The sequence below is a fragment of the Amycolatopsis rhabdoformis genome, from assembly GCF_035918295.1.
GTDB classification, from domain to species: domain Bacteria; phylum Actinomycetota; class Actinomycetes; order Mycobacteriales; family Pseudonocardiaceae; genus Amycolatopsis; species Amycolatopsis rhabdoformis.
Genome location: NZ_CP142149.1, coordinates 4803568 through 4828753, shown reverse-complemented (window position 1 = coordinate 4828753; position 25186 = coordinate 4803568). Strand labels below are relative to the sequence as shown.

Here is a 25186-nt window from a genome sequence, read left to right as displayed (position 1 = left end):
CCGGAAGTGGGAGGACGCGGCGGATGGCCTTTGTTGGTGTGGTTTACGACAGCGGTTACGGGCACACGGCCGCACAAGCCCGTGCCGTCGGGGAAGGCGTGCTGCGGGTCGACGGAGCCGAGTGCCGGATGTTCTTCGCGTCGGACGTGGCCGGCGATCTCGAGGCGCTGGATGCGTGTGACGCACTGATCTTCGGGACGCCGACCTATCTCGGCAGCGCCTCGGCGGAGTTCAAGTCCTTCATGGAAGCCACGTCGGGCAAGTGGGCGCGGCAGGGCTGGCGGGACAAGCTCGCGGGCGGGTTCACCACGTCCGGGGGCTACTGGGGGACAAGCTGAACACGTTGGTGCAGCTCACTTTGTTCGCCATGCAGCACGGCATGGTGTGGGTGGGGCTCGGGCTGCCCGACGGCAACAACCGGAGCACGGGATCCGGGCGCAACGTCAACCGCCTCGGGTCCTACCTCGGGGCGATGGCCCAGGCCAACACGGACGAAGGGATCGAGGGCATGGCACCGGCCGATCTCGAAACCGCGCGGCTTCTCGGCGAACGGGTCGCCGAGTTCGCCGTGCAGCGCTCGCGCGTGGCGGTGGTGGCGTGAAGATCCTCGTCGTGGGCGGCGGTCCGGCCGGGCTCTACTTCGCGACGCTCGCCGCGCGGGCGCTGCCGCGAGCCGAAGTCACTGTCCGGGAGCAGAACCCGAAGGGGGTGACCTACGGCTGGGGCGTGGCGCTGATGCGCAGCGCCCTGGATGCGTTGCGGCCCAGCGCACCCGACCTCGTCGACGAACTGGCCACCAACGCGACGTGGCACGACGTCGTCGGTGTCGGGGTCGACTCCGGCCTCGTCGAGGTGCGGACCGGAGCGGCCGGCATGAATCCGCGGTGGTGGGTGCTTTCCCTGCTGGAGCAACACGCCCTGGCCGCGGGTGTGGTCATCGACCACGAGTCGCGAATGGATCCCGAGGCGCTCGCGTTCGGCGACTGGGATCTCGTGGTCGGCGCCGACGGGGTGAACAGCGGGCTGCGCACCGCGCTGGCCGAGCACTTCGCGCCGACCGTCGAGATGGGCGACAACTGGCTCGCCTGGTACGGCACGCCGAAGCTACTCCCGCTCTCGATCCTGCTGCAGAACACGGACGCGGGGATGTGGGTGGCGCACGCGGGCCAGTTCTCAGCGGAGATGAGCAACTTCACCGTGGAGATCGGCCAGGACGTGTACGACGCCCAGGGTTTCGCGGACCTGAGCGACGCGGAGTCCCTGAGCGTCTGCGAGGAGGTGTTCGCCGGCTGGCTCGACGGCGCACCGCTGATCGCCAACCATTCGGCCTGGTTCCAGACGAAGTTCGTGACCTGCCGGAACTGGACGCACGAGAACATCGTGCTGATCGGCGACGCCCTGCACACCGTGCACCCCTCGATCGGCTCCGGCACGCGGTTCGCGATGCGTGACGCCGTGTACCTGATCGACGCGCTCGACGAGGCGCGGTGGGACGTCGCGGCCGGACTCCGGGGCTTCGAAGAACAGCGGCGCCCGAGCGCCGAAGGGTTCCAGAAGGCGGCGCGGCGCAGTCTCAAGTGGTACGAGACGTTGCCGGGCCGACGGGTGGCCGATCCTGTTTCCTTCGCCATCGAGTACTTCATGCGCACGGGCCGGATCAAGTACGCGACGCTGCGCGGTGAGAACAAGGAACTCTTCCACGCCTACGAGACGTTCGGTGGCGCCGTCCGTTCGTGACGGAGGGCTCGACCAGGCGGCCGATCCGGCGCCTGGTCGGCCCCTCCGGTCCGAAGTCCACGCGCGGATTCCGTGCCGCCGCTTACGGGAGGTCCGGTCCGTGGATGATGCGGTCGAGCCGGTCGAGATCCCGCCGGACCCGGGCCAGCGCACCTCGGGTGCCGGGTTCGGGCGCACCGGGTTCGGGGTTGGCGAACATGACCCGAGCCGTTTCGACGAAACTCCCGATCACCTCGTCCGGGGAGTCGGACAGGCCGGGGTGGTACCAATACGCGATCCAGTTGCACATGCCCAGCAGCGACAGCGCGCCGAGGCGGTCGTCGCACTCGCGGAACTGGCCGGCCTCGATTCCTTCGGCGAGCACGGCCCTGACTTCACTCAGCACCGCGCGCCGCGCCGCCAGGTGTTTGCCCGCCACCGGTTCAGGCAGCGAGGACTCCGACCGTTCCAGCATCCTGAACCGCTCGGAGAACTCCATCCGGTCGACCACGAGCGCGGTGGTGACCCGGGCGAGCTTTTCGGTCGCGTCGAGCGTGTCGTCCTGACGGATGCTCCGCAGCTTGTCCGCGGCGATCTCGCTGGTTTCCGCGACCAGTGTGGAAAGGAGCTCTTCCTTGCTGTGGAAGTAGTGGTACACCGATTGGCGGGTGAGGTTCATCGCCTCACCGATGTCGCGCAGCGAAGTGCCTTCGTAACCCTTCTCGGCGAACAGGCGCGCGGCGTTTTCCAGGATCGCCGTCCGCGTGGCGCCACCGCGTGGTGTCACCGGTTCCTTGCGGTTGTTCGTGTTCCTGTTCGCGTCTGCCACGGACCTCATCCTAGAGCGCGGTCCGGACGACGCCGTTCGTCGACGTCCTCGGCCGGGAGTAGGTGAGAAGTTTACCCTATCGCAAGCCAATTGACGAGTCCGTAAAATGAGTTAGGCTGAGAAAGGGGTCAGCCGCCCGCCTCAGCACCTCGAGTGCCTCCTCCCTCGCCGAGCCTGATCGAGAGCCGCTGCCACAAAGCACGCCTCGTCAGCCCAGGAAACCCCGGCCGGCGCCGGAAACGGTGTCCCCACCTCGATCGGCCGCCCTCGAAACGTGGCCGCGAGTACCCGGCAAATGCCTCCCCGCCGCGGTCGCCGACCGCGGAACCCGCCGAACCACTGATCCCGAAGGTGTGATCGCCATGGTCGTTCGCGAGCTCATAGACCGTTCCCCGATGAGCCGGTTCCAAGCCGGAGTCGTGCTCATGTGCGCGGCTCTCTGCGTGGTCGAAGGGTTCGACATCCTGGTGATGTCGTTCGCCTCGTCCGGCGTGGCCCGCGACTGGGGCCTCACCGGCGCGACGATCGGGGTGCTGCTGAGTGCCTGCCCGTTCGGCATGGCGGTGGGGTCCGCGGTCGTCGCACCGCTGGCCGACCGGATCGGCCGGCGGCCGCTCACGCTGCTCTGCCTGAGCGCGACCACGGTGGCCATGGCGCTGAGCGCGGCCACCCGCAACGCCGCGGAGCTGACCGCCTGCCGGGTCCTGGCCGGGCTCGCCATCGGCGGCCTGGTGGCCAGCCTGCCGGTGCTGGTCTCCGAGTACTCACCGGCGCGCCGCCGGGGCAGCGCGGTCGCCTTGTACACCACGGGTTTGCCGCTGGGCGGGGTCGTGGGTGGTTCGGTGGCGACGCTGGTCGGCAGCCAGTTCGGCTGGCGCGGCACCTTCGCCGCCGGTGCGCTGCTCACGATCACGCTGCTGCTGATCAGTGTCGTGGCTCTGCCCGAATCGCTCGACTACCTGGAGACGCGCCGCCCGGCCCACGCGCTGGAGCGGATCAACCGCACGCTGGCCCGCATGGGACGCACTCCGCTCGCGCAGCTGGACGAGCACCAGGCGGCACCGATCGGCGTCACCAGCGGGATCCTGCGCGGACGAAGCGGGCGGCGCACGTTCTTGCTGTGGGCGGCCTTCCTCATCCTGATGGCCTGCTTCTACTTCGCGGCCAGCTGGACACCGGTGCTGCTCGAGCGCAGTGGGCTCTCGGCCGAGCAGGGGATCGGCGGCGGCATGCTGCTCAACGTCGGCGGGATCGCCGCGACGCTGCTCTTCAGCGTTCTCGCGCTGGTCGTCCGGCGGCCGACGCTCACCGCCCTGGCGTTCCTGATCGGAGCCGTTTCGTTCGTGGCGATGGGTTTGTCGCTGGGCAGCCTGGGCGGTGCGCTCACCGCCGCGGTGGCGGTCGGCGTGACCATCAACGCCGCGGCCAGCGGCCTGTACTCGATGGCGCCGGACCTCTATCCCGCTTCGGTACGCACGACCGCGGTCGGCTGGGCGGCGTCGATCGGCCGGATCGGCGCGATCGTGGCCCCGCTGCTCGCGGGCTTCCTGCTCGACGCGGGCTGGACCCCGCAGCGGCTGATGGTGCTGTTCGCCGCGCCGTTCGCGGTCGGCGGGCTCTGTGTGCTGCTGATCGCGAAACTCGGCCGGCCCGCACGCGAGGACACTCCGGCGCCGGCCGTCGGGCAGCCCGCGCCCGGGATTTCGTAGTCGGCCGCTGACCGCGAAGCCCGGCACGGCCCAGCGCCGTGTCGGGCATCACGGCTTGCGTTGTGGTCACGCCCGCGCGTGCACGGCACAGGCCCACGCGAAGGCCAGCTGCTGCAGGTGCAGTGTCCGAGAGAGCAGGTGGTGGTCGAGGTTGTGGCCGGCGCCGCGGACGAACTGGGCGTCGACCCAGGGCGCGTGGGTGAAGTACCCGGCGAAGGTGTCCACGCGGCCCTGGTCGGCGATCCACAGGCCGTCGTGCTCGGTCAGCACGTAGTGCACGGGGACCTCGACCCGCGCCGCCAGTTCCGCCGCGCTCGTGGGCCAGCCGCCGACGACTTCCCGCAGTTCGGCCAGGGGGATGGGTTCGGTGGCCGGCTCCGCCCGCTCGACGATGTCGTGCTCCCTCGTCCCTTCGGGGCCATACATGAACATCCGGCGCTGTTCCGGCGTGAAGATCACCGGCTGCCCTGGCGGCAGGCCGTTCCAGGCGTCGGCCACGTGGTCGGGGCAGACGTCGTTGATGCCGTGCAACGCGATCCCCAGCAGTGGCCACTGTGGACGGCCTGCGGCAACGTGCACCGCGATGGCGGAGCCGATCGAGTGCGAGATGATCACCACGCCGGGACGCCCTGCCGCGTGGTCGGCCCACAGCTGCGCGATGGTTTCGTCGAGCACGCCGGCGCCGGCCGCGTACGTACCTTCGCCGGAGCTCGGCAGATCACTGCCCGCGTACCCGGGCCGGTTCAGCGAGAACACCGGAAACCCGAAGGCTTCCGCGAGATCCAGCAGGGAATGGCCGGGGAGGTCGAAGTACCGGGCGTTGTAGCTGCCGCCGTGCAGCGTGACGATCAGCGGCAGGTCCGGAAGGCCCGGCCCGGTCGCGGTGCCGGTCACGCGGCCTCCGTCGACGGTCACCACGAACGGGGATCTGGTCAAGGGGTGCTCCTGTTCGGTGAACGCCGCTGGACCGGCTCCGGAGTTTCCGGTGCCGGCCCAGCGCAGGGGTTCGGGGGAGGTTTCTCAGCGAGCGGACAACGCGGCCACGGGGCAGCAGGACACCGCGGCCCGGGCCTCTTCCTCGAGCTCACCGGAGAGCTCGCCGTCCACGTCGAGGACGGGCCGCACGGTGTCGTCGAGGTGGAGCACGCGCGGCGCCACGGCCTCGCACTGGCCGTGGCCTTCGCACCGCTCGGGGTCGATTTCGAGCTTCATGTCACGCTCCGATCGGGGTGACCCGCACGCGGATCGAGGCGAAGGCCCGGATCACGTTGTTGAGGGCGCGTTCGGAGCCGAGCAGCTCGAAGGACGCGACCCGCGCCGCGAGCGACTTGAGCAGCGCGTGCGCCTCGATCCGGGCGAGACCCTGGCCGGCGCACCCGTGTACGCCGAAGCCGAAGCCCACGTGGTCGCCCACCCGGCGGGTCACGTCGAAGGTTTCCGGGTCCTGCCACTTGCGTTCGTCGCGGTTGGCCGCGGCGTAGAGGACCAGCACCTTCTGCCCGGCACCGATCGTGGTGCCGCCGATCGAGGTCTCCTTCGTCGTGTGCCGGCAGAAGCCGCGGATCGGGGTTTCCAGGCGGACGACCTCGTTGAAGGCGTTCGGGATCAGCTTCGGGTCTTCGCGGACCTTGTCCCACTGCTCCGTGTACCGGGAGAACAGGTAGATCGCGTTGCCGATGGCGCTGATCGTGGTGTCGAGCGCCGGACCGAGGTAGTCGAGCATCAGCGCCGGGCACTGGCCGGTGGGGATGCGGCCTTCGCGGGCCGCGCTCAGGACACCGTCGCCGAGGCTGCCGGGCGTCACGGTGCCGTGCTCGACCAGGTCGCCGATGTAGCTGCCGAGCTGCGCGAGCGCCGGCAGACCTCGTTGTGCGCGCTCGTTCATGGGGCCGATGGCGTCGAACACCGCGCTGGCCCAGTCCAGCAGCCGGTCGCGGCCGTCCTGGGGCAGACCGATGAAATCGGGGACCACGCTGAGCGGCAGCACCCGCGCCAGCTCGGTCACGGCGTCGAACTCGCCGCGCGCCACCAAGCCCGCCACGAGCTGCTCGGCCTGCTCCTCGATCGCGGCGCGGCGATCACCGAGGGCCCGCGGCGTCAGCGAGCCGGCCACGATGCCACGCAGCTTGTCGTGCTCGGGCGGATCGCTGGCCAGCGTGGTGCCCACGAGCTGCCGGTTGAACGGCTCGTTCACGGACACGCCGCCGGCGGAGCTGAAGGTGTCGGTGTCCTTGAGGACCTCGCGTACGTGCTCGTAGCGCGACACGGCCCAGGTGTCGTACTTCTCCAGGTAGACCACGGGGCCCGCGTCGCGAAGGGCGCGGTAGGTCTCGTACGGCTCGCGGATCTGGTCGTCGGAGTAGAGGTCGACGTCGGTCGTCGGGACTTCGGCCGGGGGAACGGTGGAACGGGTCATGGTCACGCCTTTCATCGACGGTGATGGCAGGTCGGGCCTTCTCACGGAAGGAAAAGCGGCCCGGCCGGGCGCCCGGAAGCGCTCGGCCGGGCCGCGGCGTCCGGCTACATCCCGAGCAGCTCGCGAAGGTGCCCGGTGAGCTCTTCCGGCGACTCCATGGACCAGAAGTGTCCTGCGTGGACATAGCGGACCCGCACGTCCGCGGCGTTCGGGAGGTACTCGCGCGCGTTCTCGTAGAACTCCCGCGGCTGGGTCTTGCTGTCGTAGCCCTGGAGGATCATCACCGGGCAGGTCCACGCCTGCAGGAGGCGCTCCCGGCGGTCGATCCACTCCTGGCGGAACGTCGAGGAGTTGAAATACCTCGGTGCCGCACGGAAGCAGTCTTCGTAGGAGTACTCCTGGATCACGCGGCGCATCTCGTCGTCCGGGATCTCGACGGAGCTGATCCAGGTGTAGAGCCACACGACGAAGCGCCGGGGGTCGTCCATGATCCCGGTGCGCGGGGCCTCGGCGAACATCGGTCCTTGCGGGGCCAGGCTCGGGTGGAAGTGGTACAGGTGCTGCTCGCCGCGGCCGTAGCGCAGCACCCGGTCCGGGTGGTTCGCGGCGAGGTAGTCGCCCTGCACGGTGCCGCGGTCATGGGTCACCAGGTTGAAGCGCTCCACGCCCATCGCGTCGAGCGCGAGGAGGAGTTGCTCGGCCGCGGCCTCGTGCCGGTAGTCGCCGGGGCTCTTCTCCGACTGGCCGTAGCCCTTGAGGTCGATGCCGATGCACCGGTACTCACCGGCCAGCGACGCCATCTGGTGGTGCCACTGGTACCAGGAATCGGGGATGCCGTGCAGGAACACGATCGGTTCGCCCTCGCCGCACTCGGCCCAGTGGAAGCGCACGAGTTCCTTGTCGCCGTCGACGTCCACGGTGTGGTGGGTGAAGGTGACCCCGTCGAGGACCTCCGTGGAGCCGTCGGGGTCCGGTTCGCGCGGGCTCACGTCGGTGAACTCGGCGACTCGCTTCGCGATCAGCTCTTCGTCCGGGAAGAAGTGTTCCAGGACTTTCGCCGCGCGTTCGGGGAGTTCGGAATAGCTCAGGTTGCTGGCCGGCATGGCACATCATCCTCTCGGGGCACGGGCCGGAATGGTCGAGCAGGCGACAACGGCGGGAGCTGGATCGCGCCCGGTTCCGGCGCTTCGAGAGCACGAGGTTCGGGACATCGTTGTCCGTTCGGTCGTCGCGGATTTCCCTGGTACGGCAGCGTTGCCGCACCGGGTCGGCCGGGGTGATCGGGTGGGCTGCCGAGGACGCTAGCCACTGACCGGGCCACGGAACCCGTGGTGCGCGATCTGGCCGTGAAACGGTTCGCGATGTGTCCGTCCGGATTTCGGGACGGCGTGAAACGGTCGCCGGAGCGGGTTCAGCCGCGCAGGGTCTCCGACGGCTTGCAGCCGTACTCGGCCTGGTACCGCTCGGCGAACCGGCTCACGTTGGTGAAGCCCCAGCGCGCGGCGATGGCGGTCACGGTCGCGCCCTCGCCCGGGCTCGAACAGGCCAGCTCCGAGTGCGCGCGGCGCAGGCGCGCGGAAGTCAGGTACGCCTGCGGGGTCGTGTCGAGCTCGTGGCGGAAGCCGAGCTGGAGAGTGCGGAGACTGACCCCGGTCCGGGCCGCCAGCTGCGCCGGAGTGACGAGCAGCGTCTGGCTTTCTTCCACGTACTGCTGCGCCTGGCGCACGGCTTGGCGTGAGGCCGGCTGGTTCCGGTCCGAAGTGGACACCGCGCCGGATGCTGCCCGGTGAGCCGCGGGCGGCTGGGAGAGCAGCAGGGTGGTCATCACCTGCTCGCACAACCGGGCCGGCAGCGCCGCGGACCACTCGGCCCGGCCCGTGTGGTTCTGCCGGGACGCTTGTTCGAGGAGCCAGGCGCTGCCGAGCATCGCCGCCAGCCCGGCGCCGGTGAGCGCGGGCTCGAAGCGGGTGAGCGCGGTGGTGTCGGCGTCCGGGCTCAGGCTGCCCAGGTACGCGCGCAGCGGCGCGAGCTCGATCCGGAAGCAGAAGAACTCGAGGTCCTCGCTCCAGTCCAGCCGGAAGGGGAACCCCGGGGAGAGCACCGAGGCGGCTTCCCCCGCCTCGGTCACGAACTCGCGGCCCCGGTGGGTCACGCGCATTGAGCCGCGGATCGGCAGGCACACCGCCACGAACTGCTCCAGCGCCGGGCTCGTGAGCGTCAGCGGGACGCCGTAGCGCAGGTGGAACAGCGACATCCCCGCGAAGGAAACGCCGTTGATGCGGGCCTCGAGCCCCTCGTCGCGGGCGCGCAGCTTGTGGCGGTGCAGGAGCCGCGCGGCCTTGTCCTGGGCTTCCTCGACCGAGTCGGTACGCAGCAGCGGATGCGCGGAGAAGGGAGTCACGTGCGGAACCATCGCCTGCTCCTTCGCCGGCGGGTGCGAGTTCTCAAGCTCAATGGTCGGCTCAGATTATCGAAAACAGCTACAGGTGTCGATAGTACTCGGTCATGTCGAGGACCGCGCCGCCCTCACCGCGGGGGAGGTGGGGGCGGCGCGGAGCCGGGGCGATCAGACGGGCAGGTCGACCTCGTCGTTGCGGACCTCGATCCAGACCAGGTCGGTGAGGTCTTCGCGGGCGTGGGTGCCGTGGCGGCCCCAGCCGCTGTCGCGGACGCCGCCGATCGGGGCGGTGATCTCGTCGGCGACCGTGGGGCCGTTCACGTGGACCATGCCGGACTTGAGTCGGTTCGCGATCTCGAAGCCGCGGTAGGTGTCGGCTGAGAGCACCGACGCGGTGAGGCCGTAGAGGGAGCGGTTGACGACCTCGACGGCTTCGTCGGCGCTGTCCACGGGCTGGATCACCAGCAGCGGGCCGAACGTCTCCTCGTACGAGGCGATGGCGTCGTCCGGCACGTCGACGAGGATGGTGGGCTCGAAGATCCGGCCGTGGTGCCGGCCGCCGGTCACGATCTTGGCGCCCTTGGCCACGGCGTCGTCGATGCGGTCCTGCATCACGGTCACGGCGTGGTCGTTGATGAGCGGGCCGATCACGGTGGCCGCGTCGCGCGGGTCGCCCTGGGGGAGTGCTTTCGCGCGTTCGGCGAGCTGCTGCACGAACTGCTCGTAGAGCGGACGTTCCACGAGCACCTTGCGGGCGCACATGCAGATCTGGCCCTGGTGGAAGAAGGCGCTGTAGGTGGCCACCCGCACGGCGTAGTCGAGGTCGGTGTCGGCCAGGATCACGAGCGGGTTGTAGCCGCCGAGCTCCATCACCGAGCGCTTGAGCGTGCGTCCGGCGCGCTCGGCGAGCATCCGCCCGGTGCGCACGCTGCCGATGAAGTACAGGCAGCGCACTTCGGGGCGCTCGAAGAACTCGTCGGCGATCGGGCCGGCGGCGCCGGGCGCGTGCGTGACGACGTTGATGACCCCGGGCGGGAACCCGGCTTCCTCGGCGACCTGGGCGACGACCAGCCCGGCGGAGATCGGGGCCTCTTCCGAGGGCTTCACGACGATCGTGTTGCCCGCGGCGATCGTCTGCGCGACCGAGCGCCACACGAGCACGTTGGCGCCGTTCCACGGGGTGAAGGCGGCGACCACACCGAGCGGCTTGCGCACGCCCATCGAGAAGGTGCCGGGGTGCTCGCCCTGCAGCACCTCGCCCTTCGTGTCGAACACCCAGTTGGCGGCCTGGCGCAGCACGCTCGTGACCACGTTCTGCTGGAACTGCGCGAAGTAGATCGACGAACCGGTCTCCTCGGCGAGGATCGCCGCGAGCTCGTCGTGGCGGCGGTCGATGATGTCGGCCGCGCGCAGGAACATCTTCTGCTTCTCGCGCGGGGCCAGCGCCGCCCACGCCGGGAACGCCTCCTCGGCCGCGGTCACGGCTTCGGCCGCGTCGGCCTTCGTGCCGGCGGCAGCGTGCGCGTACACCTTGCCGTCAAAGGGATTGAGCACGTCGAACGTCGAGCCGTCCGACGCCGGGCGCCACTGTCCGCCGATGAAGTGGCGGTGTGTTTCGGGCATGGTGGTTCCTTCCTGCTCGGAAAATGGTGGGGTCAGTGGGTTTGTTCGGTGGGCTGGTCAGTGGGCGGTGAGGCCGGCCCAGGCGTGGGCCTCGCGGTAGACCTGCTCCACGGCTTCGGGCCGGTCGGCGCCGAGGCGGTCGTCGCCGACCTCGTAGCCGCGCTCGGTGAGCCAGAGCGCGAGCATGCGGTAGGACGGGCGGAAGCCGGCGAGGTCCTCGGAGGTCACCTTCGGCGCGGATCCCGGCATGGTGGGCGTGAGCGTGTCGTGTTCGAACACGGCCTCGGACGAGAGGATCCGCCACGTCCCGTCCCGGCGCTCCACGCGGGTGATGAACCGGATCTGCACCGCGAGATCGCATTCCACGCCGCGCACGTCGCCGCGGAACTCGATCGTCATCGGCAGTTCGACCACGGACCGGTCACCGTGGGCGCGTACCACCGGCACGCCGACGCGGTGCGTGGACGGATCGCTGGTGTGCATGTCTTTCGAGCGCTCCACGTACTCCGCGATGGTCCCGGAGAACCAGCTCGTGCGGATCGTGGCCTCGGGGTGGTAGCAGCCCGGCAGCTCGTCCCACCAGCCCCGGTCGCGGACCTGCCGCTCGCGCACCACCAGTTGCAGGATCTCGGCTTCGTCGACGGCCATCGGTCACCCTCCGTTCATGAGAAAAGCTTTCTCAAAAGCTATCAAGAAAGCTTTCCGGTGGCAACCATCCTGCTAGGGTCGGCGGTGGAACGAGAGGGGAGTGCCGTGCGACAGGACCTGGTCGACACGTTGGTGGCTTCGTGGACCGAAGAGCTGCCCGAGGTGGTGAGCACCGAGTTCGAGCTGGTGAAACGCGTGGCGCGGCTGCACGCGCTGCTCGCGGAGGTGCTGATCGCGCAGCTCAACCGCTTCGGGATCACCAAAGCCGAGTACGACGTGCTGTGCGCGCTGGCCGCGGCCGGCGAGCCCTACCGGCTCAAGCCGTCGGAGCTGGCCGCGCGGATCCTGCTGTCTTCGGGTGGCACCAGCAACGTGCTGCGCCGCCTGGCCGGCGCGGGGCTCGTGGACCGCGAGCCGGATCCGTCGGACGCGCGCAGCTCGTGGGTGGTGCTCACGCCCGAGGGGGTCGAGCTCACGCACGCGGCGGTGCGGGAGGGCTCACGGGCGCAGGCCGAGCTGCTGGCCCCCGCTGCGGGGCCGGCGACCCGGACGGCGGCGGACGCGTTGCGCGAAGTGCTGCTGGGTGTCGGCGACGAAGTCGTGGCGCAGCCCTCGGTTCGGGTGGCGCGGTGACTTGGCCGGCGCGCTGAACGGCGCACTGTGGCCGGCGCGCTGTGACCGACCCACTGAACGGCACCGAGCCGGACAGGGCAGGCGATCCTGCGCTGTCCGGCTCGGTGCGGAGAACCTCGCGGTCAGAACGTGAGCACGATCTTGCCGCGCAGCCGGCCCGCGGCGGTCAGCTTGTGGGCTTGGTGAACCTGCTCCAGGGGAAAGGTTTCCTGGACGCGGGACACGAGGCCGCCGTCGGCAACGGCGGCCAGGATCGTGGCGAGGCGCTCGGCGTCCGGGGTGGCGTGGACGCTGCTCACCGCGATGCCGCGCTCGGTGGCCGGCGCGGCCGCATCCGTTGCCGTGCCGAAGGATCCGCCGTCGCGCACGGCCGCGATGAGCTCGCCGGAGAGCAACGCCGCGTCGAAGATCGCGTCGACGCCCCCGGGCACGAGCGAACGGGCCTCGGCGACGAGGTCGGCGACCGGTTTGCGAGCGAGCACCCGTTCGGCGCCCAGCGAGGCCACGAAGTCGTGATCTCCGTCCGAGGCCACGGCGAACACCCGCAGTCCGTCGCGCACGGCGAACTGCGTGGCGAACGCGCCCACGGCTCCGCTGGCTCCGGTGACGAGGAGGGTGTGGCCGGGTCCGTAACCCGCGAGGTTGTCGAGGGCCTGCCGGGCGGCCTGTGCGTTCAGGGGCACCGAGCCCGCGGTCACCCAGTCGACGCCGTCCGGAAGAGCGGTCAGCCACTCCGCGGCCGCCGGCACGATTTCCGCGTTCGAGCCCTCGCCGTTGCCGAGTTTCAGCCAGGGCAGCAGCCCGGCCACGCGTTGTCCGGCGGTGAAGCCGCCCGCGGTTTCGAGCACCGTGCCGGCGAGTTCGAATCCGAGGGTGAAAGGCAGGGACAGATTCGGGGTGCGGGCGGCCAGCAGGCCGCGGCGAATGGCGAGCTCGACCGGGTTGACCGACGTCGCGGCCATTCTGATCAGGACCGGACGGTGGTCCGTGGCGACCGGAACCGGCCGGTCGACCAGCCGCAGCACGTCGGGGTCGCCGTATTCGACGACGGTGATGGCACGCATGAAATTTCCTCCGGGGAATTGTCCGATGGGACATCAGGGCGGGGCCGATCGGGAAGGCAGAGTTCGGTTCGAGGCATTCGGCGAAGCCGGCTAGGTGAGATCCCGGTGGTGAGCCGCCATCAGGTCTTCCAGCGCCGCGCGGGTTTTCACCAGCTCGGCGATGGCGCCGGACAAGCGGTCCCGCTCGCGGCTCATCGCTTCCGACGCACGCTGAACCCACTGCGCGTCGCGCCTGCTCATACAGGGTGCGAACTCCGCGATCACGCGGCTGGACATGCCGGCCGCGAGAAAATCCTGGATGAGTTTGACCCGGGCGACGTGGTCGTCGGTGTAATGACGCTGACCACTCGAAGTCCGAACACTGGTCAACAGGCCCTTCTCTTCATAATAACGCAATGCCCGCTGGCTCGCGCCAGTCTGCTGGGACAACTCACCGATTCGCATTTTCATCTCCGGAAGTGTGGTGGATCACAACGCCTTGCCTCTGACCCTGGCGTGAGGTTTTACCGTTGACGGCAGTTCGTTCGCCTGCAAGGAGAAACAATCATGGTCAAGCTGGTCATCCTGCTCAAGCGTGCCCCGGGAATGAGCCTCGAAGAATTCGCGGCCTATCACCGCGACCACCACGCCGTGCTGATCGACTCGGTTCCCGAGACGGCTCGCTACATCCGGAAATCGGCGTTCTCGTACGTGGCCGACGATTCGGCGCCGTATGACGGCATCGTCGAGATCTGGTTCGAATCCGACGCCGACCGCGTGGCGTTCTTCTCTTCCGAGAGCTACCAGAACGTGATCCGGCCGGACGAGAAGAACTTCGTCGACCCGGACTCCGTCGCGCTGATGGTGACCACCGAGCGCATCACGATCGGGGCGTGAGGTCGGGCGACGCCTGAGCATGGCGGGCTCCTCGGAGGGACGGTGACCGTAGTAGAATATATTCTAGTACGGTCACCGTGGTCCGGGCTCGGATCGAGCAGGACCGTGCACGATCACTACCCGCCGGATCCCGAGGCCCGCCGGTTCCGTTGCTGCGGAGGGATTTGCGCCGGCCGCCGCCGATCGTCGGCGGCGCGGCAGCTGCTGATCGGCGGCGCCGTCGTGTCCCGGGACCGGGCCGCCGGCACGATCGCAGCCGCCGGTGACCGCACCCCTCGTGAGGTAGGCTTCGCGGACTGACCTGCGACACGAGGAACGTTTCATGACCGGCTTCGGGCCGCCGCCCTCTCCGACGGTGAAGTTGTCCGTTGTCGACCAGGTGACCAACCAGATCGTGGAGATGGTGCTGAAGGGCGAGCTCCGCCCGGGCCAGGCGCTGCCGATCAACGACATGGCGAGCCTGATGGGCGTCAGCCACATCCCCGTGCGCGAGGCACTGCGCCGCCTCGAAAGCGACGGGCTGATCGTGTACCAGCGCGGCAAAGGCGCTCAGGTCGCCGCCGTGAGCGAGGACGACCTCCGCTCGATCTTCCGGCTGCGCCGCGTGATCGAGGCCGACGTCGGCCGCCGTTCCGTCGCGCTGCTGGACGAGCCGCACCTCACCGAGATCGAGCAGCGCCTGACCGACCTGCGCGCGGCGATGACCGACTCCACACCGGCCGCGGTCTCCCCGGCGCACCAGGCTTTCCACCACGCGCTGCTGCCCGGCGCCACGCCCTGGGACTGCCGCATGCTCGGCCAGCTCTGGGTCGCGACCGAACGCTACCTCCAGCTCTACCTCGGCACGGCCCAGTCGGCCACCGCCACCGCCGCGATCATCGAGGAACACGAAAGCCTCCTGCACGCCGCGAACTCGGCGAACGAGGACACGTTCTCGAAGGCGCTGGCCGACCACGTCACGTGGAGCGAAAGCGAAATCCTGCCGGCGATCGTCATGCCCGGACCTCGTGGCTGACCGGGAGCGACCGCGGTGACCGAGGCGGGAAAGGCAGCGGAGCCGGGAAAAGCAGCCGAGCCGGGAACGGGATCGTCGGCGGCGGGCCGGGCGTACGAGCAGATCCTCGAACTGCTCGCGTCCGACGACGTGGCACCCGGCACCTGGTTGCGCGAGAGCACGCTCGCCGACTCGATGGGGATGAGCCGCACGCCGGTGCGCGAGGCGCTGGCCAAGCTGGGCTCCGAAGGCCTGGTGCGCCTCGAACGGCATCGCGGTGCGCAGGTGGTGGGCTGGAGCCGGGCGCAGATCGTGGAGATCTACGGGCTGCGTGCCGCGGTCGAGGGTTACGTGGCCGCCGTGGCCGCGCACAAGATCGGCGACGAGACCATCGCGGCGCTGGAAGCGAACCTCGTGGCCTACCGCGAAGCCATCGAGCGCGGCCGGCCCGCGGTGCAGGAAGCCGCCACGCTCAACAACGAGTTCCACGCCCTGATCCTGGGCGCGACGCGCAGCGAAAGCCTGGTGTCACTGCTCAACGGGGTGTACGCGCTTCCGCTGGTGCGGCGGACGTTCCTGCGCTACACCGAGCGCGACCTGCACCGCAGCGTGGAACACCACCGGGAGCTCATCGACGCGTTGAAGGACCACGACGCCGAGAGCGCCGAGATGGTGATGAAGGTGCACATCAGGGCCGCGCAGCGGGCCGTGCTGTATCACGAACGCTTGCGGCTCAACCCTTCCGCGCAGTGATCCGCGGGTTCTCGGCGGGCCGGGGTGAGCGGCCGGCGAGAACGTGCCGTTCGCGGCTGGCGACCACGCCCGTCAGCACCTGCGGTACGAGCAGGAGCGCCAGCGCGCCCAGCGGTACGGTCCACTCCCCGGTTGTCGAGTGCAGCGCGCCCAGCCCGACCGGGCCGAGGCCGGCGAACAGGTAACCGAAACCCTGCGCCATGGTCGAGACGTGCCCGGTGTGGTGCGCGTCGGGGGAGCGCCACACCAGGTAGCTCAGCGACAGGCTGATCGACGCGCCCTGGCCGAACCCGAGCAGGGTCATCCAGGCGTAGGCGCCGGAAACCGGGGCGAGGGCCAGCCCGAGGTACGCGACGCCGGTGATCGCGGCCGCGAACACGATCGGCAGCCAGGTGGGCCGCACCCGCTGGGCGATCGCCGGTGCGACGAGTGAAGCGGCGATGCCGAGAAAGGCCGACCAGGAAAGCAGGAAACCCGCGTTCTGCGCGCTCATGCCGTGGTCCTTGAAAAGGGTCGGAACCCAGGTCAATGCCGCGTAGTAACCCAGGCTCTGAATGCCCGTCAACGCCGTGACCGCGAGGGCGATCGGATCTTTGAGAACTGCGCGGAATGGCGGTTCGCCGGCTTCGGACGGCGCGTCGGCCACCCGGTGGGCACCGGCCGTGCGCCCGGGTGAGCGCAGCGCCTGCGGGAGCCACACCGCCAGCGCGAGCACGGCGGGCGCGGCCCACCAGGCCAGGGCCGACCGCCAGTGCCCGCTCGCGGACACCAGTGGTTGCGTGAAACCGGAAGCCAGCGCCGCGCCCAGGAACAACGCGGTGGAGTACAAGCCCAGCATCAGGCCCGCGCGGTGGGCGAAGTCGCGTTTGATCGCCGCGGGCATCACGACGTTGGCCACGGCGATCGCCGCGCCGGCCACGATCGTTCCGGCGAAAAGGCAAACGAGGCCGGGGAACGAGCGCAGCACCAGTCCCGCGGCGAGAGCGAGCACGGTCACGCCGAGCAGGCGGTGCAGGCCCAGCCGGCGGATGAGCGCGGGGGTGAGGAAAGCGAACGCGCCGAACGCGAAGATCGGGACGGTCGTCAGAAGACTGGCCGCGGTGGGGGAGAGTCCGAGATCGGCGCGGACCTCGGGCAGCACCGGCCCGATCGAGGCGACGCCGATGCGCAGGTTCAGCGCGATCGCGAGCAGGCCGCAGGCGAGCAGGGCGACCGACAATTTCGACCGGTGTTCCTTTTCGTGGAGTCCGGGCAGTGTTCTGGAATGGGTGCGTCGGAGCACAGCGCGCGCCTTTCGAAGTGACGTCTCAGGAATGGGGAACGATCGGCGCCTGTGACCGTGGTTACGTTTTCGGTCGCGGCGGCCGTTCTGTTTCCAGTTCACCTGATCCAGACCGCCGATCCCACTGATAACCTGACGGCAAATGCCTGAAAGCCGCCACGAATCGACGTCGCCCGAGCAGAACCACGTGCTCGGCCACGACGAGCGCACGCCCGCCCACGTGCACCCGCGCGGACACCTCGTGTACCCGGCCACCGGTGTGCTCTCGCTGGTCACGATCCAGGGGTCGTGGATCGCGCCGTCGAACCGGAGCGTGTGGATTCCCGCGGGGTTCGAGCACCAGCACCGCGCGCACGGCTCCACGGACATGCGGATTGTGTTCATGGACGCCGAACTCGCCGCCCTGCTGCCGGCCCACCCCGCGGTGCTGGCCGTGACACCGCTCGCGCGCGAGGGCGTCCTGGCGCTGACCGATACCGACCGGCGGCCGCCCGAGGTGCTGGCCCGGCTCCGGCGAGTGGTGATCGACGAACTCGTGGCCGCACCCGAGCAGCCGCTGCACCTGCCGGAGCCGGCCGACGACCGGTTGCGCGCGGTGGCCCGGCTGGCCGAGCAGGACCTGTCGAGCTCCGCCACGCTGGCCGAGCTCGGCCACCAGGTCGGCGCGAGCGAGCGCACGCTGAGTCGGCTCTTCCACGCCGAGACCGGGATGAGCTTCCCGCGCTGGCGCACGCAGTTGCGCGTTCACCGCGCGCTGCTGCTCCTGGCGGACGGGGTCTCGGTGCTCGACACGGCGGTCGCGTGCGGCTGGGCGAACCCGAGCGCGTTCATCGCCGGCTTCTCGGCGCTGGTCGGGCAGACGCCGGGCCGCTACCAGCGTTCGCTCAGGGACGGGCGGCCGTGAGCGGCTGATTCGCCGGTGCGGGACTACTTTTTGCGGTTCGGCTGCTCGTGGTCGGCGGCCAGCTTCTTCAGCAACGTTTCGAGCGTGTCCTGTTCGCTGCCGGACAAGGTCGAGAGCATCTGCCGCTCGTTCTCGAGGTGGGCGGGCACGATCCGGTTCACCAGGTCCAGGCCCTCGGGCGTGAGGGTGATGCAGCGGACGCGCCGGTTGTTCGGATCGGCGACGCGGGTGACCCAGCCGCGCTCGACCAGCCGGTCGACCCGGTTGGTGACCGCCCCGCTGGTGACCATGGCCGAATGCATCAGCTCACCCGCCGTCAGCGAGTAGGGCGAGCCGCTGCGGCGCAGGGTGGCGAGCACGTCGAACTCGGGCAGCGTGCAGCCGAAGTCGTCGAGCCGGCGCTGCACGCCCTGCTCGAAGTACCGCGACAGCCGCCAGACCCGGCCGATGATGCCCATCGGCGCGGCGTCGACCTCGCGGTAGGACTCCGCCCACTGCGTGAGGATGTCGTCGACGCTCTTCGTGCGCGCGCCGTCGGCGCCGGAATCACCGGCCATCGTGGGCGCTCCCTTCTCGAGACTCTGCAAGCAAGATAACCGGCCGCGGTCGCCGGGGCCTTCGGCGCGCCCCCGTGTTGACAGTCGTGGCCGAGGTGATGCACCATCTCTCAACGTTAATATGAACGTTGAGATATTCGCCAGTCCCGGCATGAAGGAGGACGCCATGTCCGAAATCCGGCACGTGTTCGCTTGGCAGGTGGCCGAGGGCCACGACGGCGCCAAGGTGATCGAGCTGCTCACCGACTTCTCGAAGAAGGTCGACGTGATCCGCTCCTTCGAGATCGGCGGCCACACCGGCGATCCGGGTGACAACGGCGAGCCGTGGGACGGCGTGCTGATCACCGACTTCGCCACCTGGGCCGACCTCGACACGTACTCGAACCACCCGGCGCACGTCGAGCTCGTGGCCGAGCTCAAGCCGATGGTGAAGGCCCGGGCGGTCGTGGACTTCGTGCGGGCCGAGCAGTGACGGCGGGGACCACCGGCAAGCGGGCCGGCATCCAGGTCGCGACCAGCCCCTACGGTCCGGACGACCAGAAGGGGGCGCTGAACCTGCTCACCCCGGCCGGCCAGGCCGCGATCCTGGCGCGCGCCGACGCGTCCACTGTGTACGACCTGAGCATCGACTACTTCGTGGGCATGCCGAGCTTCCAGGCCGCCGGCGACCCGTCGTACCAGATCTACCTGAGCCACACGCCGGCCGGCACGGCCGTCGACAACCTGAACAACGCGGGCGCCGAGGTCAACCGCCACGTCTGCTACTCCGGCGACGTGATCTTCATGTACACCCACACCGGCACCCACATCGACTCGCTCAACCACTTCGGCGTGGACGGGAAGATCTACAACGGGTTCACCGCCGAGGAGAACCTCGGCAGCCGGCACTGGACGAAGGGCGGCGCGGAGAACATCCCGCCGATCGTCGCCCGCGGCGTGCTGCTCGACGTGGCCACCACGCACGGCGTGGACTGCCTGCCCGACTCGTACGCCATCACCGTCGAGGACCTGGAAAGCGCTCTCAGCCGCACCGGGCTGCACCTCGCCGAGGGCGACGTCGCGTTCGTGCGCACCGGCCGCATGCGCTACTGGCCCGACGGCGGCAAGGTGCTCGGCAACCCGCCCGGGCTCAGCCTGGACGCGGCGCGGTGGATCACCGACCAGGGCATCAGCGTGGTCGCGTCCGACCAGGAGTGCGTGGAGGTCGGCCCGTCCGAGCACGAGGACAACTGGCTGCCCGGCCACTGCCACTTCCTCGCCGAGGCCGGCGTGCCGATGATCGAGCTGGTCAACCTCGAAGAGCTCGCGCGCGACGGCGTGGACGAGTTCTGCCTCATCGCCGCGCCGATCCGGCTGCGCGGCGCGTCCGGTTCCCCGCTGCGGCCGCTGGCCATGCCGCTGCGCGGCTGAGCCGTCGGCTCCTGCCGAGGACTCCCCCTGACACCTGGTGTGCCCGGGCCGGTGAACCGGTGCGGGCACACCGGGAGCACGGGTGTCACCGCTCGATACTTCGAACAGGAAACTGTATACTATCTCCTGTTGGCCAGTGCCGAGCGATGAGGAGTCTGCGGGATGTCGGCGGCGAAGGTGTCGGTCGGAGGGGTGAAGACGCCTGGGACGATCACCGACTTCGTGGCCGAGCAGCTGCGGAATCGCATCGTGCTCGGCGTGCTGAAGCCGGGGGCGAAGGTTCCGGTGTACGAGCTCGCCGAGGAGCTGCAGGTGAGCCGGGTCCCGTTGCGGGAAGCGGTGCGGCAGCTCGAAGCTGAGGCGCTCGTGGACAACCTGCCGCGGCGGGGCACCGTGGTGCGGCAGCTGAGCGTGCGCGATCTGCGCGACGCGTTCGAGATCCTGCAGCACATCGAGCCGATCGCGGCGCAGCGTGCGGCCGCCCCGGAGAACACGGCCGTGGTGGACGAGATGGAGCACTGGCTGCAGAAGATGCAGGAGCTCTCCGATCGCCAGGTGCCGTCGGTGTCGGAAGAAATGCTGGAGGCGCACCGCGAGTTCCACTTCGCGCTGTTCCGCGCCGCCGGGGAAGGGGTGCTGCAGCGGCACCTCTGCATGCTGTGGCACACCTGCGAGCGCTACGTGATGAACAGCCTCCCGGACGTGGCACGTCAGGTCGCCGCCGCGCGCGAGCACGCGGACCTCGTCAAGCTGATCCGCAAGGGCGATGCCGAGGGCGCGACCGAGGTGCTGCACGCGCACCTCTCCGCCAGCCTCACCAGTTCGTTGCGCTACCTCGAAAACGCGGAAGCCGAAGACTGATCCTTCGCTCCGGGGCCGATTTCGTCCGGCCTGGAACGGAAACCACAACGCCCCTCGAACGACCGCCTGGTCGCTCGAGGGGCGTCGTCGTGCGAGGGCGATCAGGCGGCCCGCTCCGGCCGAGCGCTGCGCCGGGTCGTGCCGCGCGCGGTGGTGAGCAGCCACGTGATCAGCACACCGAGGAAAAACGCCGCCGCCGTGGGGATCGCTCGCTTCAGCAGGGGCGCGACGAGGGCCAGCGCGTCAAGGTCCGCACCGCCGGCCTGAGTGGCCGGTGCGGACGCCGGCGCCACCGGCCGCGGGCTTGGGTTGGTGCTGCCGGCCGAGGGCGCGCTGTGCGCTGCTGCGGCCGCGGTGGCCGGCGCGGGCCGGCCGGACACCAGCATCGTCTCCAGGTTGCCCGCGAACTGCCCGATCAGGCGCGCGCCGACGTCGGCCATCGCACTGCGGCCGAACTGCGCGAGCTTGCCGGTGATCTGCAGCTCGGTATGCACCTCGACCCGGGTCTTGTCGGCACTTTCCTCGTGCAGCGTCACGGTGACGACGGCGGCGGCCGAACCCTTGCCGGTCTTCTCCTTGCCCTGCGCGTCGAGCACCATGCGGCGCGCGAGCGGGTCGAGTTCGCTGAAGGTCGCGGTGCCGCCGTAGGACACCTTGATGGGACCGACCTTGATCGACACGGAACCGGTGTAGGCGTTGTCGCCCACCGGTTCCACGGTCGCGCCGGGCAGGCACGGGGCGATGCGCGGCACGTCGGTGAGCACGGTCCACGCGGTGTCGGTGTCGGTGGGCACGACGAACTCGTTCGAGAACTCCATGGTGGTCCTTTCCTCAGTGGACGGTGGTGGGCGCGTCGGACTCGATGCCCTCGACGGTCGCGGTCTGCACGGCGCGGACGATGCCGTTGTACCCGGTGCAGCGGCAGATGTTCCCGGACATGGCGACGCAGACTTCGTCGCGGGTCAGCACTTCACGGCGCCGGACGAGGTCGTGGGCGGCCAGCACCATGCCCGGGGTGCAGAACCCGCACTGCAGCGCGCCTTCGCGCGAGAACGCGGCGCGCACACGGTCGGCGTCGGGGCCCTGCAGACCTTCGATGGTCACCACCTCGGTGCCCTCGCACGAGGCCGCGAGGGTGAGGCAGGCGCGCATCGGGAGCTCGTCGACGAGCACCGTGCAGGCGCCGCACACCCCCTGCTCACAGCCCAGGTGCGTGCCGGTGAGGCTCAGGTGGTCGCGCAACAGATCGGCCAGCGTGGTGCGGGCCGGCACCGTGGCCGAGCGCTGCTTGCCGTTCACCGTGAGGTGGATGGTCAGGTCAGACACGGGTTGCCTCCTGGTGTGCGGCTTGCAAGGCCCGCTGCACGGTGACCGCGTGCAGCTGCCGGTGGTGGCCTTCTCTGCCGGTGTCGGCACCGACCGCTTCGGCCAGTTCGGACAGTTCGAGCGCGCCGGCTGCGTGGAGCGCCTGTTCCACGTTCGGCAGCCGGATCGGCACGTCCCGCGCGGCGCCGAGCCAGAGCTCGACGCCGTCGGTTCGCACGAGCGCGACGGCCAGCGACTCGGCGAACTCACCGGGTTTGCGGGCCATCTTGTACAGGCCCCACCGGGTGTCGGGCGCGAAGCGGGGCACGTCCACCCCGATGATGAACTCGTCTTCGTCGAGCGCGGTGGTGAAAAAACCCTGCAGCAGCTCGCGCACGGGAATGGGCCGGACGCCGCGGATCGACGCCGCCTGCACCGTGGCGTCCACCGCGGACATGACGGTCGGCCACTCGGCGCTGGAGTCGGCGTGGGCGAGGCTGCCGGCGACCGTGCCGCGGTTGCGGATGGCGCGGTAGCCGATGCCCGAGGCGGCGTGGGGGAGCAGGCCCCGCGTCACGTCCGGCACGAGCTGGTCCTCGATCATCATGTGCGTGGTCGTGGCGCCGTACCGGATTCCGCTTTCCGTCTCGGAAAACTGCCGCAACGCGCGGATCGCGGTGAGGTCGACGAGGTGGCTCGGCGACGCGAGGCGCATGTTCATGATGGGCAGCAGGCTCTGCCCGCCGCCGAGCACTTTGGCGTCGTCGAGCCGGCTGAGCAGGTCGGTCACTTCGGCCACGGTGTCGGGTCGGTGGTAGGTGAAGTCCGCCGGTTTCATCGCGAGGCCTGCACTTCCCGCGTCGCCTGCGCGAGCTGGAGCGCCGCCCACACGCGCGCCGGAGTCATCGGGGTTTCGTTGGCCTGGGCGCCGAACTCGCGCAGCGCGTCGGTCACCGCGTTGGCGATGGCCGCGGGCGGTGCGATCGCACCACCTTCGCCGGCGCCCTTCATACCGAAAACCGTGTAGGGCGAAGGGGTTTCGAGGTGCCCGATCTTGATCTCGGGCACTTCGCTCGCGCCGGGCAGCAGGTAGTCGAGGAAGCTGGTGGACTTGGGCTGGCCGTCGAGGTCGTACACGAGCTCTTCGAGCAGGGCCGAGCCGATGCCCTGGGCGATGCCGCCGATCAGCTGGCCGTCGACCACGTGCGGGTTCACGATCGTGCCGCAGTCCTCGACGATCGCGTAGTCGAGCAGCTTCACCTCGCCGGTGTCGAGGTCCACGTCTACGGCCACGGCGTGGGTGGCGTAGGTGAAGGCGCCGGTCTGTACTTCCGGCTGGTAATAGAAGGTGCTCTCGAGTCCGGGCGCGACCCCCGGCACGTGGTCGGGGGTGAAGAGGAACTCCTTGGCCAGCGCCGCGTAGGTCACCGACTTGTCGCGTCCGTGCACCGCGCCGTCGCGCAGCTCCAGCGTCTCGGCGGGCTCACCGAGCAGCACCGCGCCGATGTCGAGGACCTTCGTCGACAGCTCACGCGCCGCGCCGAACGTCGCGCCGCCGGCCATCACCATCGACCGGGACGCGAAGGTGCCGTCACCGCGCGGGGTCACGGCGGTGTCGCCGTGCAGCACGGTCACGCGCTCGAGGTCGATGTCGAAGACCTCGCTCACCACTTGGGCGAGCGTGGTTTCCGAGCTCTGGCCGTGGCTCTTGATGCCCACGGCGAGGGTGAAGCTGCCGGTCGCGTCCATGACCAGCCGCGCGCCTTCGGTGCCGATCGTGATGGCCAACCCGCGGGAGGCCCATTCGATGCAGCCGTGCGCGGTCTGTTCGGTGAACGAGCCGTAGCCGATGCCGATGCGGTGCCGCGCTTCGGCGGGGACCGCACGCTGGCGAGCGCGCCAGTCGTCGTGGCCGAGCAACGCGGCCGACCGGCGCACGGCCTCGGCGTAGTCGCCGCTGTCGTAGACCTTGTTGGCCACCGAGCGGTAGGGCATCTCCGCCGGCGCCACCATGTTCCGGATCCGCATCTCGTGCGGCTCGATCCCGAGCTCGTACGCCAGATCGTCGAGGGTGCGCTCGATCGCGAAACACGCGCCGGGCCGCGCGACGCCGCGATAGGGGCCCGACGGGGTCTTGTTGCTGGCGACGCTGCGGGCGCGGAACCGGTAGTTCTGCAACCGGTACGGCCCCGGGATCATCGCCGAGGCCATGCTCGCGTCCATCGTCGCGGTCCACGGGTGCACCGAGTACGCGCCGCTGTCCACCACGATGTCGGCCTCGACGCCGAGCAGGGTTCCGTCGGCGGACGCGTGCGCGGTGATCCGGTAGTAGTGGTCACGCGCGTGGGTGGAGGCCACCATCGCCTCCCACCGGTCCTCGACCCAGCGCACCGGGTGGTCGACCTGCAGCGCGATCGCCGCGAGCGCCACCTCTTCCGGGTAGACCGAGCACTTCGTCCCGAACCCGCCGCCCATGTCCGGCGCGACCACGCGCACACGCCGCGCTTCGACGCCCAGCAGCAGCGAGATCATGTCGCGGATCATGTGCGGGGTCTGCGTGGACGACCAGACCGTGAGCAGATCGGCCGACCGGTCGTAGTGCGCCGCCACCCCCCGCGTCTCCAGCGGCACCACGGCCTGGCGGTTCATCGTGTACTCCCGCGTGATCGACACCGCCGCGGCGCGCTCGGCTTCGTCGAGGTCGCCGAAATCGCCCTGCGTGGTCGCGTAGACGTTGTCCGGCCAGTCGTCGTGCACCAGCGACTCGCCCTCGAGCGACACCCGGAAGTTCGGAACCGGTGCCAGTGCGTCGATGTCGATGCCGACCTCGGCGGCCAGGTCCTCGGCCTCGGCGCGGGTGGCGCCGATGGCCAGCGCGATCGGCTCACCGACGTAGCGCACCTTGTCCGTGGCCAGGTTCGGCAGCGGCGCGGCGCGGAAACCGGGCAGCGTCGAGGTCGCCGTGAGGGGCTCGGCGAAGGGGGCTAGGTCTTCCGCCGTCCACACGGCTTCGGGATCGACGCCGGCGGGCTTCGTCACGCTGCGCAGCCGGCCGTGCGGGACCTGGCTGCGCACGAACGCGACCTCCCGCAGCCCGGGCAGCCGCAGATCGGCGACGAACGCGCCCCGCCCGGCGAGGTGGCGGCTGTCTTCCCGGCGCGGCGCGCGGGCACCGATGCCGTGGCGTCGCTTCGTTGGTTTCACAATC

At 70.0% G+C, this 25186-nt stretch carries 28 protein-coding genes; 12 read left to right on the top strand and 16 right to left on the bottom strand.

The features are described 5' to 3' along the window. Positions 1 to 23 precede the first annotated feature (23 nt). The 3 genes from VSH64_RS21975 to VSH64_RS21965 are packed head-to-tail and all read left to right on the top strand — an operon-like array spanning position 24 to position 1737. Positions 24 to 338: a flavodoxin family protein gene (locus tag VSH64_RS21975; RefSeq protein WP_326837523.1), complete on the top strand. Its 315-nt coding sequence runs from the start codon at positions 24 to 26 to the stop codon at positions 336 to 338. Positions 339 to 343: 5 nt separating this feature from the next. Then, positions 344 to 601, top strand: a complete 258-nt coding sequence (locus VSH64_RS21970; protein WP_326837522.1) for a hypothetical protein — start codon at positions 344 to 346, stop codon at positions 599 to 601. Continuing rightward, complete coding sequence (locus VSH64_RS21965; protein WP_326837521.1) at positions 598 to 1737, top strand: FAD-dependent monooxygenase; 1140 nt, start codon at positions 598 to 600, stop codon at positions 1735 to 1737. The genes VSH64_RS21970 and VSH64_RS21965 overlap by 4 nt, the downstream gene beginning before the upstream one ends. Positions 1738 to 1819: 82 nt before the next feature. On the opposite strand, the gene VSH64_RS21960 is transcribed toward VSH64_RS21965, so the two are convergent. After that, complete coding sequence (locus VSH64_RS21960) at positions 1820 to 2545, bottom strand: TetR/AcrR family transcriptional regulator (protein ID WP_326837520.1); 726 nt, start codon at positions 2543 to 2545, stop codon at positions 1820 to 1822. 395 nt (positions 2546 to 2940) lie between these two features. Between VSH64_RS21960 and VSH64_RS21955 the strand changes: the two genes are divergently transcribed. Continuing rightward, positions 2941 to 4254, top strand: coding sequence for an MFS transporter (locus tag VSH64_RS21955; RefSeq protein ID WP_326837519.1), 1314 nt, complete (start codon positions 2941 to 2943; stop codon positions 4252 to 4254). 66 nt (positions 4255 to 4320) lie between these two features. Here VSH64_RS21955 and VSH64_RS21950 read toward each other — a convergent pair whose 3' ends face one another. From VSH64_RS21950 to VSH64_RS21920, 7 genes are all read right to left on the bottom strand, one after another. Continuing rightward, the gene (locus tag VSH64_RS21950; protein WP_326837518.1) at positions 4321 to 5190 is read right to left on the bottom strand and encodes an alpha/beta hydrolase; all 870 of its coding nucleotides are present in this window, start codon (positions 5188 to 5190) and stop codon (positions 4321 to 4323) included. An 84-nt stretch (positions 5191 to 5274) separates the two neighbouring features. Continuing rightward, positions 5275 to 5466 carry a ferredoxin gene (locus VSH64_RS21945; RefSeq protein WP_326837517.1) on the bottom strand — a complete coding sequence of 64 codons (192 nt, stop codon included), beginning with the start codon at positions 5464 to 5466 and terminating at the stop codon, positions 5275 to 5277. Between the two features lies 1 nt (position 5467). Then, positions 5468 to 6670, bottom strand: coding sequence for a cytochrome P450 (locus VSH64_RS21940; RefSeq protein ID WP_326837516.1), 1203 nt, complete (start codon positions 6668 to 6670; stop codon positions 5468 to 5470). Between the two features lie 104 nt (positions 6671 to 6774). Further along, the gene (locus VSH64_RS21935; protein WP_326837515.1) at positions 6775 to 7773 is read right to left on the bottom strand and encodes an alpha/beta fold hydrolase; all 999 of its coding nucleotides are present in this window, start codon (positions 7771 to 7773) and stop codon (positions 6775 to 6777) included. 308 nt (positions 7774 to 8081) lie between these two features. After that, positions 8082 to 9083, bottom strand: coding sequence for an AraC family transcriptional regulator (locus VSH64_RS21930; RefSeq protein WP_326837514.1), 1002 nt, complete (start codon positions 9081 to 9083; stop codon positions 8082 to 8084). Between the two features lie 153 nt (positions 9084 to 9236). Continuing rightward, positions 9237 to 10691, bottom strand: coding sequence for an aldehyde dehydrogenase family protein (locus tag VSH64_RS21925; protein ID WP_326837513.1), 1455 nt, complete (start codon positions 10689 to 10691; stop codon positions 9237 to 9239). Between the two features lie 57 nt (positions 10692 to 10748). Further along, positions 10749 to 11339 carry a nuclear transport factor 2 family protein gene (locus VSH64_RS21920; protein ID WP_326837512.1) on the bottom strand — a complete coding sequence of 197 codons (591 nt, stop codon included), beginning with the start codon at positions 11337 to 11339 and terminating at the stop codon, positions 10749 to 10751. Positions 11340 to 11444: 105 nt separating this feature from the next. Between VSH64_RS21920 and VSH64_RS21915 the strand changes: the two genes are divergently transcribed. After that, a complete protein-coding gene (locus VSH64_RS21915; RefSeq protein ID WP_326837511.1) occupies positions 11445 to 11972 on the top strand; it encodes a MarR family winged helix-turn-helix transcriptional regulator in 528 nt (175 codons plus the stop codon). A 122-nt stretch (positions 11973 to 12094) separates the two neighbouring features. On the opposite strand, the gene VSH64_RS21910 is transcribed toward VSH64_RS21915, so the two are convergent. Both VSH64_RS21910 and VSH64_RS21905 read right to left on the bottom strand, forming a co-directional pair. Next, entirely contained in the window at positions 12095 to 13036 is a 942-nt protein-coding gene (locus VSH64_RS21910) for an NADP-dependent oxidoreductase (RefSeq protein WP_326837510.1), read from the bottom strand. 90 nt (positions 13037 to 13126) lie between these two features. After that, positions 13127 to 13486 (bottom strand): MerR family transcriptional regulator, encoded by a 360-nt coding sequence (locus VSH64_RS21905; RefSeq protein WP_326837509.1) that lies wholly within the window; start codon positions 13484 to 13486, stop codon positions 13127 to 13129. 96 nt (positions 13487 to 13582) lie between these two features. Between VSH64_RS21905 and VSH64_RS21900 the strand changes: the two genes are divergently transcribed. The 3 genes from VSH64_RS21900 to VSH64_RS21890 all read left to right on the top strand — a co-directional run bounded on the left by VSH64_RS21900 (position 13583) and on the right by VSH64_RS21890 (position 15659). Beyond that, positions 13583 to 13912 carry an EthD domain-containing protein gene (locus VSH64_RS21900; RefSeq protein ID WP_326837508.1) on the top strand — a complete coding sequence of 110 codons (330 nt, stop codon included), beginning with the start codon at positions 13583 to 13585 and terminating at the stop codon, positions 13910 to 13912. 322 nt (positions 13913 to 14234) lie between these two features. Continuing rightward, positions 14235 to 14927 carry a GntR family transcriptional regulator gene (locus VSH64_RS21895; protein ID WP_326837507.1) on the top strand — a complete coding sequence of 231 codons (693 nt, stop codon included), beginning with the start codon at positions 14235 to 14237 and terminating at the stop codon, positions 14925 to 14927. A gap of 15 nt (positions 14928 to 14942) precedes the next feature. Continuing rightward, positions 14943 to 15659 (top strand): GntR family transcriptional regulator, encoded by a 717-nt coding sequence (locus tag VSH64_RS21890; protein WP_326837506.1) that lies wholly within the window; start codon positions 14943 to 14945, stop codon positions 15657 to 15659. On the opposite strand, the gene VSH64_RS21885 is transcribed toward VSH64_RS21890, so the two are convergent. Beyond that, positions 15640 to 16878 carry an MFS transporter gene (locus tag VSH64_RS21885; RefSeq protein WP_326837505.1) on the bottom strand — a complete coding sequence of 413 codons (1239 nt, stop codon included), beginning with the start codon at positions 16876 to 16878 and terminating at the stop codon, positions 15640 to 15642. The genes VSH64_RS21890 and VSH64_RS21885 overlap by 20 nt on opposite strands. Before the next feature lie 205 nt (positions 16879 to 17083). Between VSH64_RS21885 and VSH64_RS21880 the strand changes: the two genes are divergently transcribed. After that, a complete protein-coding gene (locus VSH64_RS21880; RefSeq protein ID WP_326837504.1) occupies positions 17084 to 17845 on the top strand; it encodes an AraC family transcriptional regulator in 762 nt (253 codons plus the stop codon). 23 nt (positions 17846 to 17868) lie between these two features. On the opposite strand, the gene VSH64_RS21875 is transcribed toward VSH64_RS21880, so the two are convergent. Further along, positions 17869 to 18402, bottom strand: coding sequence for a MarR family winged helix-turn-helix transcriptional regulator (locus VSH64_RS21875; protein WP_326837503.1), 534 nt, complete (start codon positions 18400 to 18402; stop codon positions 17869 to 17871). A gap of 166 nt (positions 18403 to 18568) precedes the next feature. On the opposite strand from VSH64_RS21875, the gene VSH64_RS21870 reads away from it, so the two are divergent. From VSH64_RS21870 to VSH64_RS21860, 3 genes are all read left to right on the top strand, one after another. Then, a complete protein-coding gene (locus VSH64_RS21870) occupies positions 18569 to 18874 on the top strand; it encodes a Dabb family protein (protein WP_326837502.1) in 306 nt (101 codons plus the stop codon). Then, positions 18871 to 19812: a cyclase family protein gene (locus tag VSH64_RS21865; protein WP_326837501.1), complete on the top strand. Its 942-nt coding sequence runs from the start codon at positions 18871 to 18873 to the stop codon at positions 19810 to 19812. Before VSH64_RS21870 ends, VSH64_RS21865 begins: the two co-directional genes overlap by 4 nt. A 192-nt stretch (positions 19813 to 20004) precedes the next feature. Further along, on the top strand, positions 20005 to 20673 hold the full coding sequence (locus VSH64_RS21860; RefSeq protein WP_326837500.1) for a GntR family transcriptional regulator: 669 nt from the start codon (positions 20005 to 20007) through the stop codon (positions 20671 to 20673). 101 nt (positions 20674 to 20774) lie between these two features. Here VSH64_RS21860 and VSH64_RS21855 read toward each other — a convergent pair whose 3' ends face one another. From VSH64_RS21855 to VSH64_RS21840, 4 genes are read right to left on the bottom strand one after another with little or no spacing between them, the layout of a single operon-like run. Further along, a complete protein-coding gene (locus VSH64_RS21855) occupies positions 20775 to 21491 on the bottom strand; it encodes an SRPBCC family protein (protein WP_326837499.1) in 717 nt (238 codons plus the stop codon). A gap of 13 nt (positions 21492 to 21504) precedes the next feature. Further along, positions 21505 to 21999, bottom strand: a complete 495-nt coding sequence (locus VSH64_RS21850; RefSeq protein WP_326837498.1) for a (2Fe-2S)-binding protein — start codon at positions 21997 to 21999, stop codon at positions 21505 to 21507. Then, positions 21992 to 22816, bottom strand: coding sequence for an FAD binding domain-containing protein (locus VSH64_RS21845; RefSeq protein ID WP_326837497.1), 825 nt, complete (start codon positions 22814 to 22816; stop codon positions 21992 to 21994). Before VSH64_RS21845 ends, VSH64_RS21850 begins: the two co-directional genes overlap by 8 nt. After that, on the bottom strand, positions 22813 to 25182 hold the full coding sequence (locus VSH64_RS21840) for a xanthine dehydrogenase family protein molybdopterin-binding subunit (protein WP_326837496.1): 2370 nt from the start codon (positions 25180 to 25182) through the stop codon (positions 22813 to 22815). Before VSH64_RS21840 ends, VSH64_RS21845 begins: the two co-directional genes overlap by 4 nt. Positions 25183 to 25186: the final 4 nt, after the last annotated feature.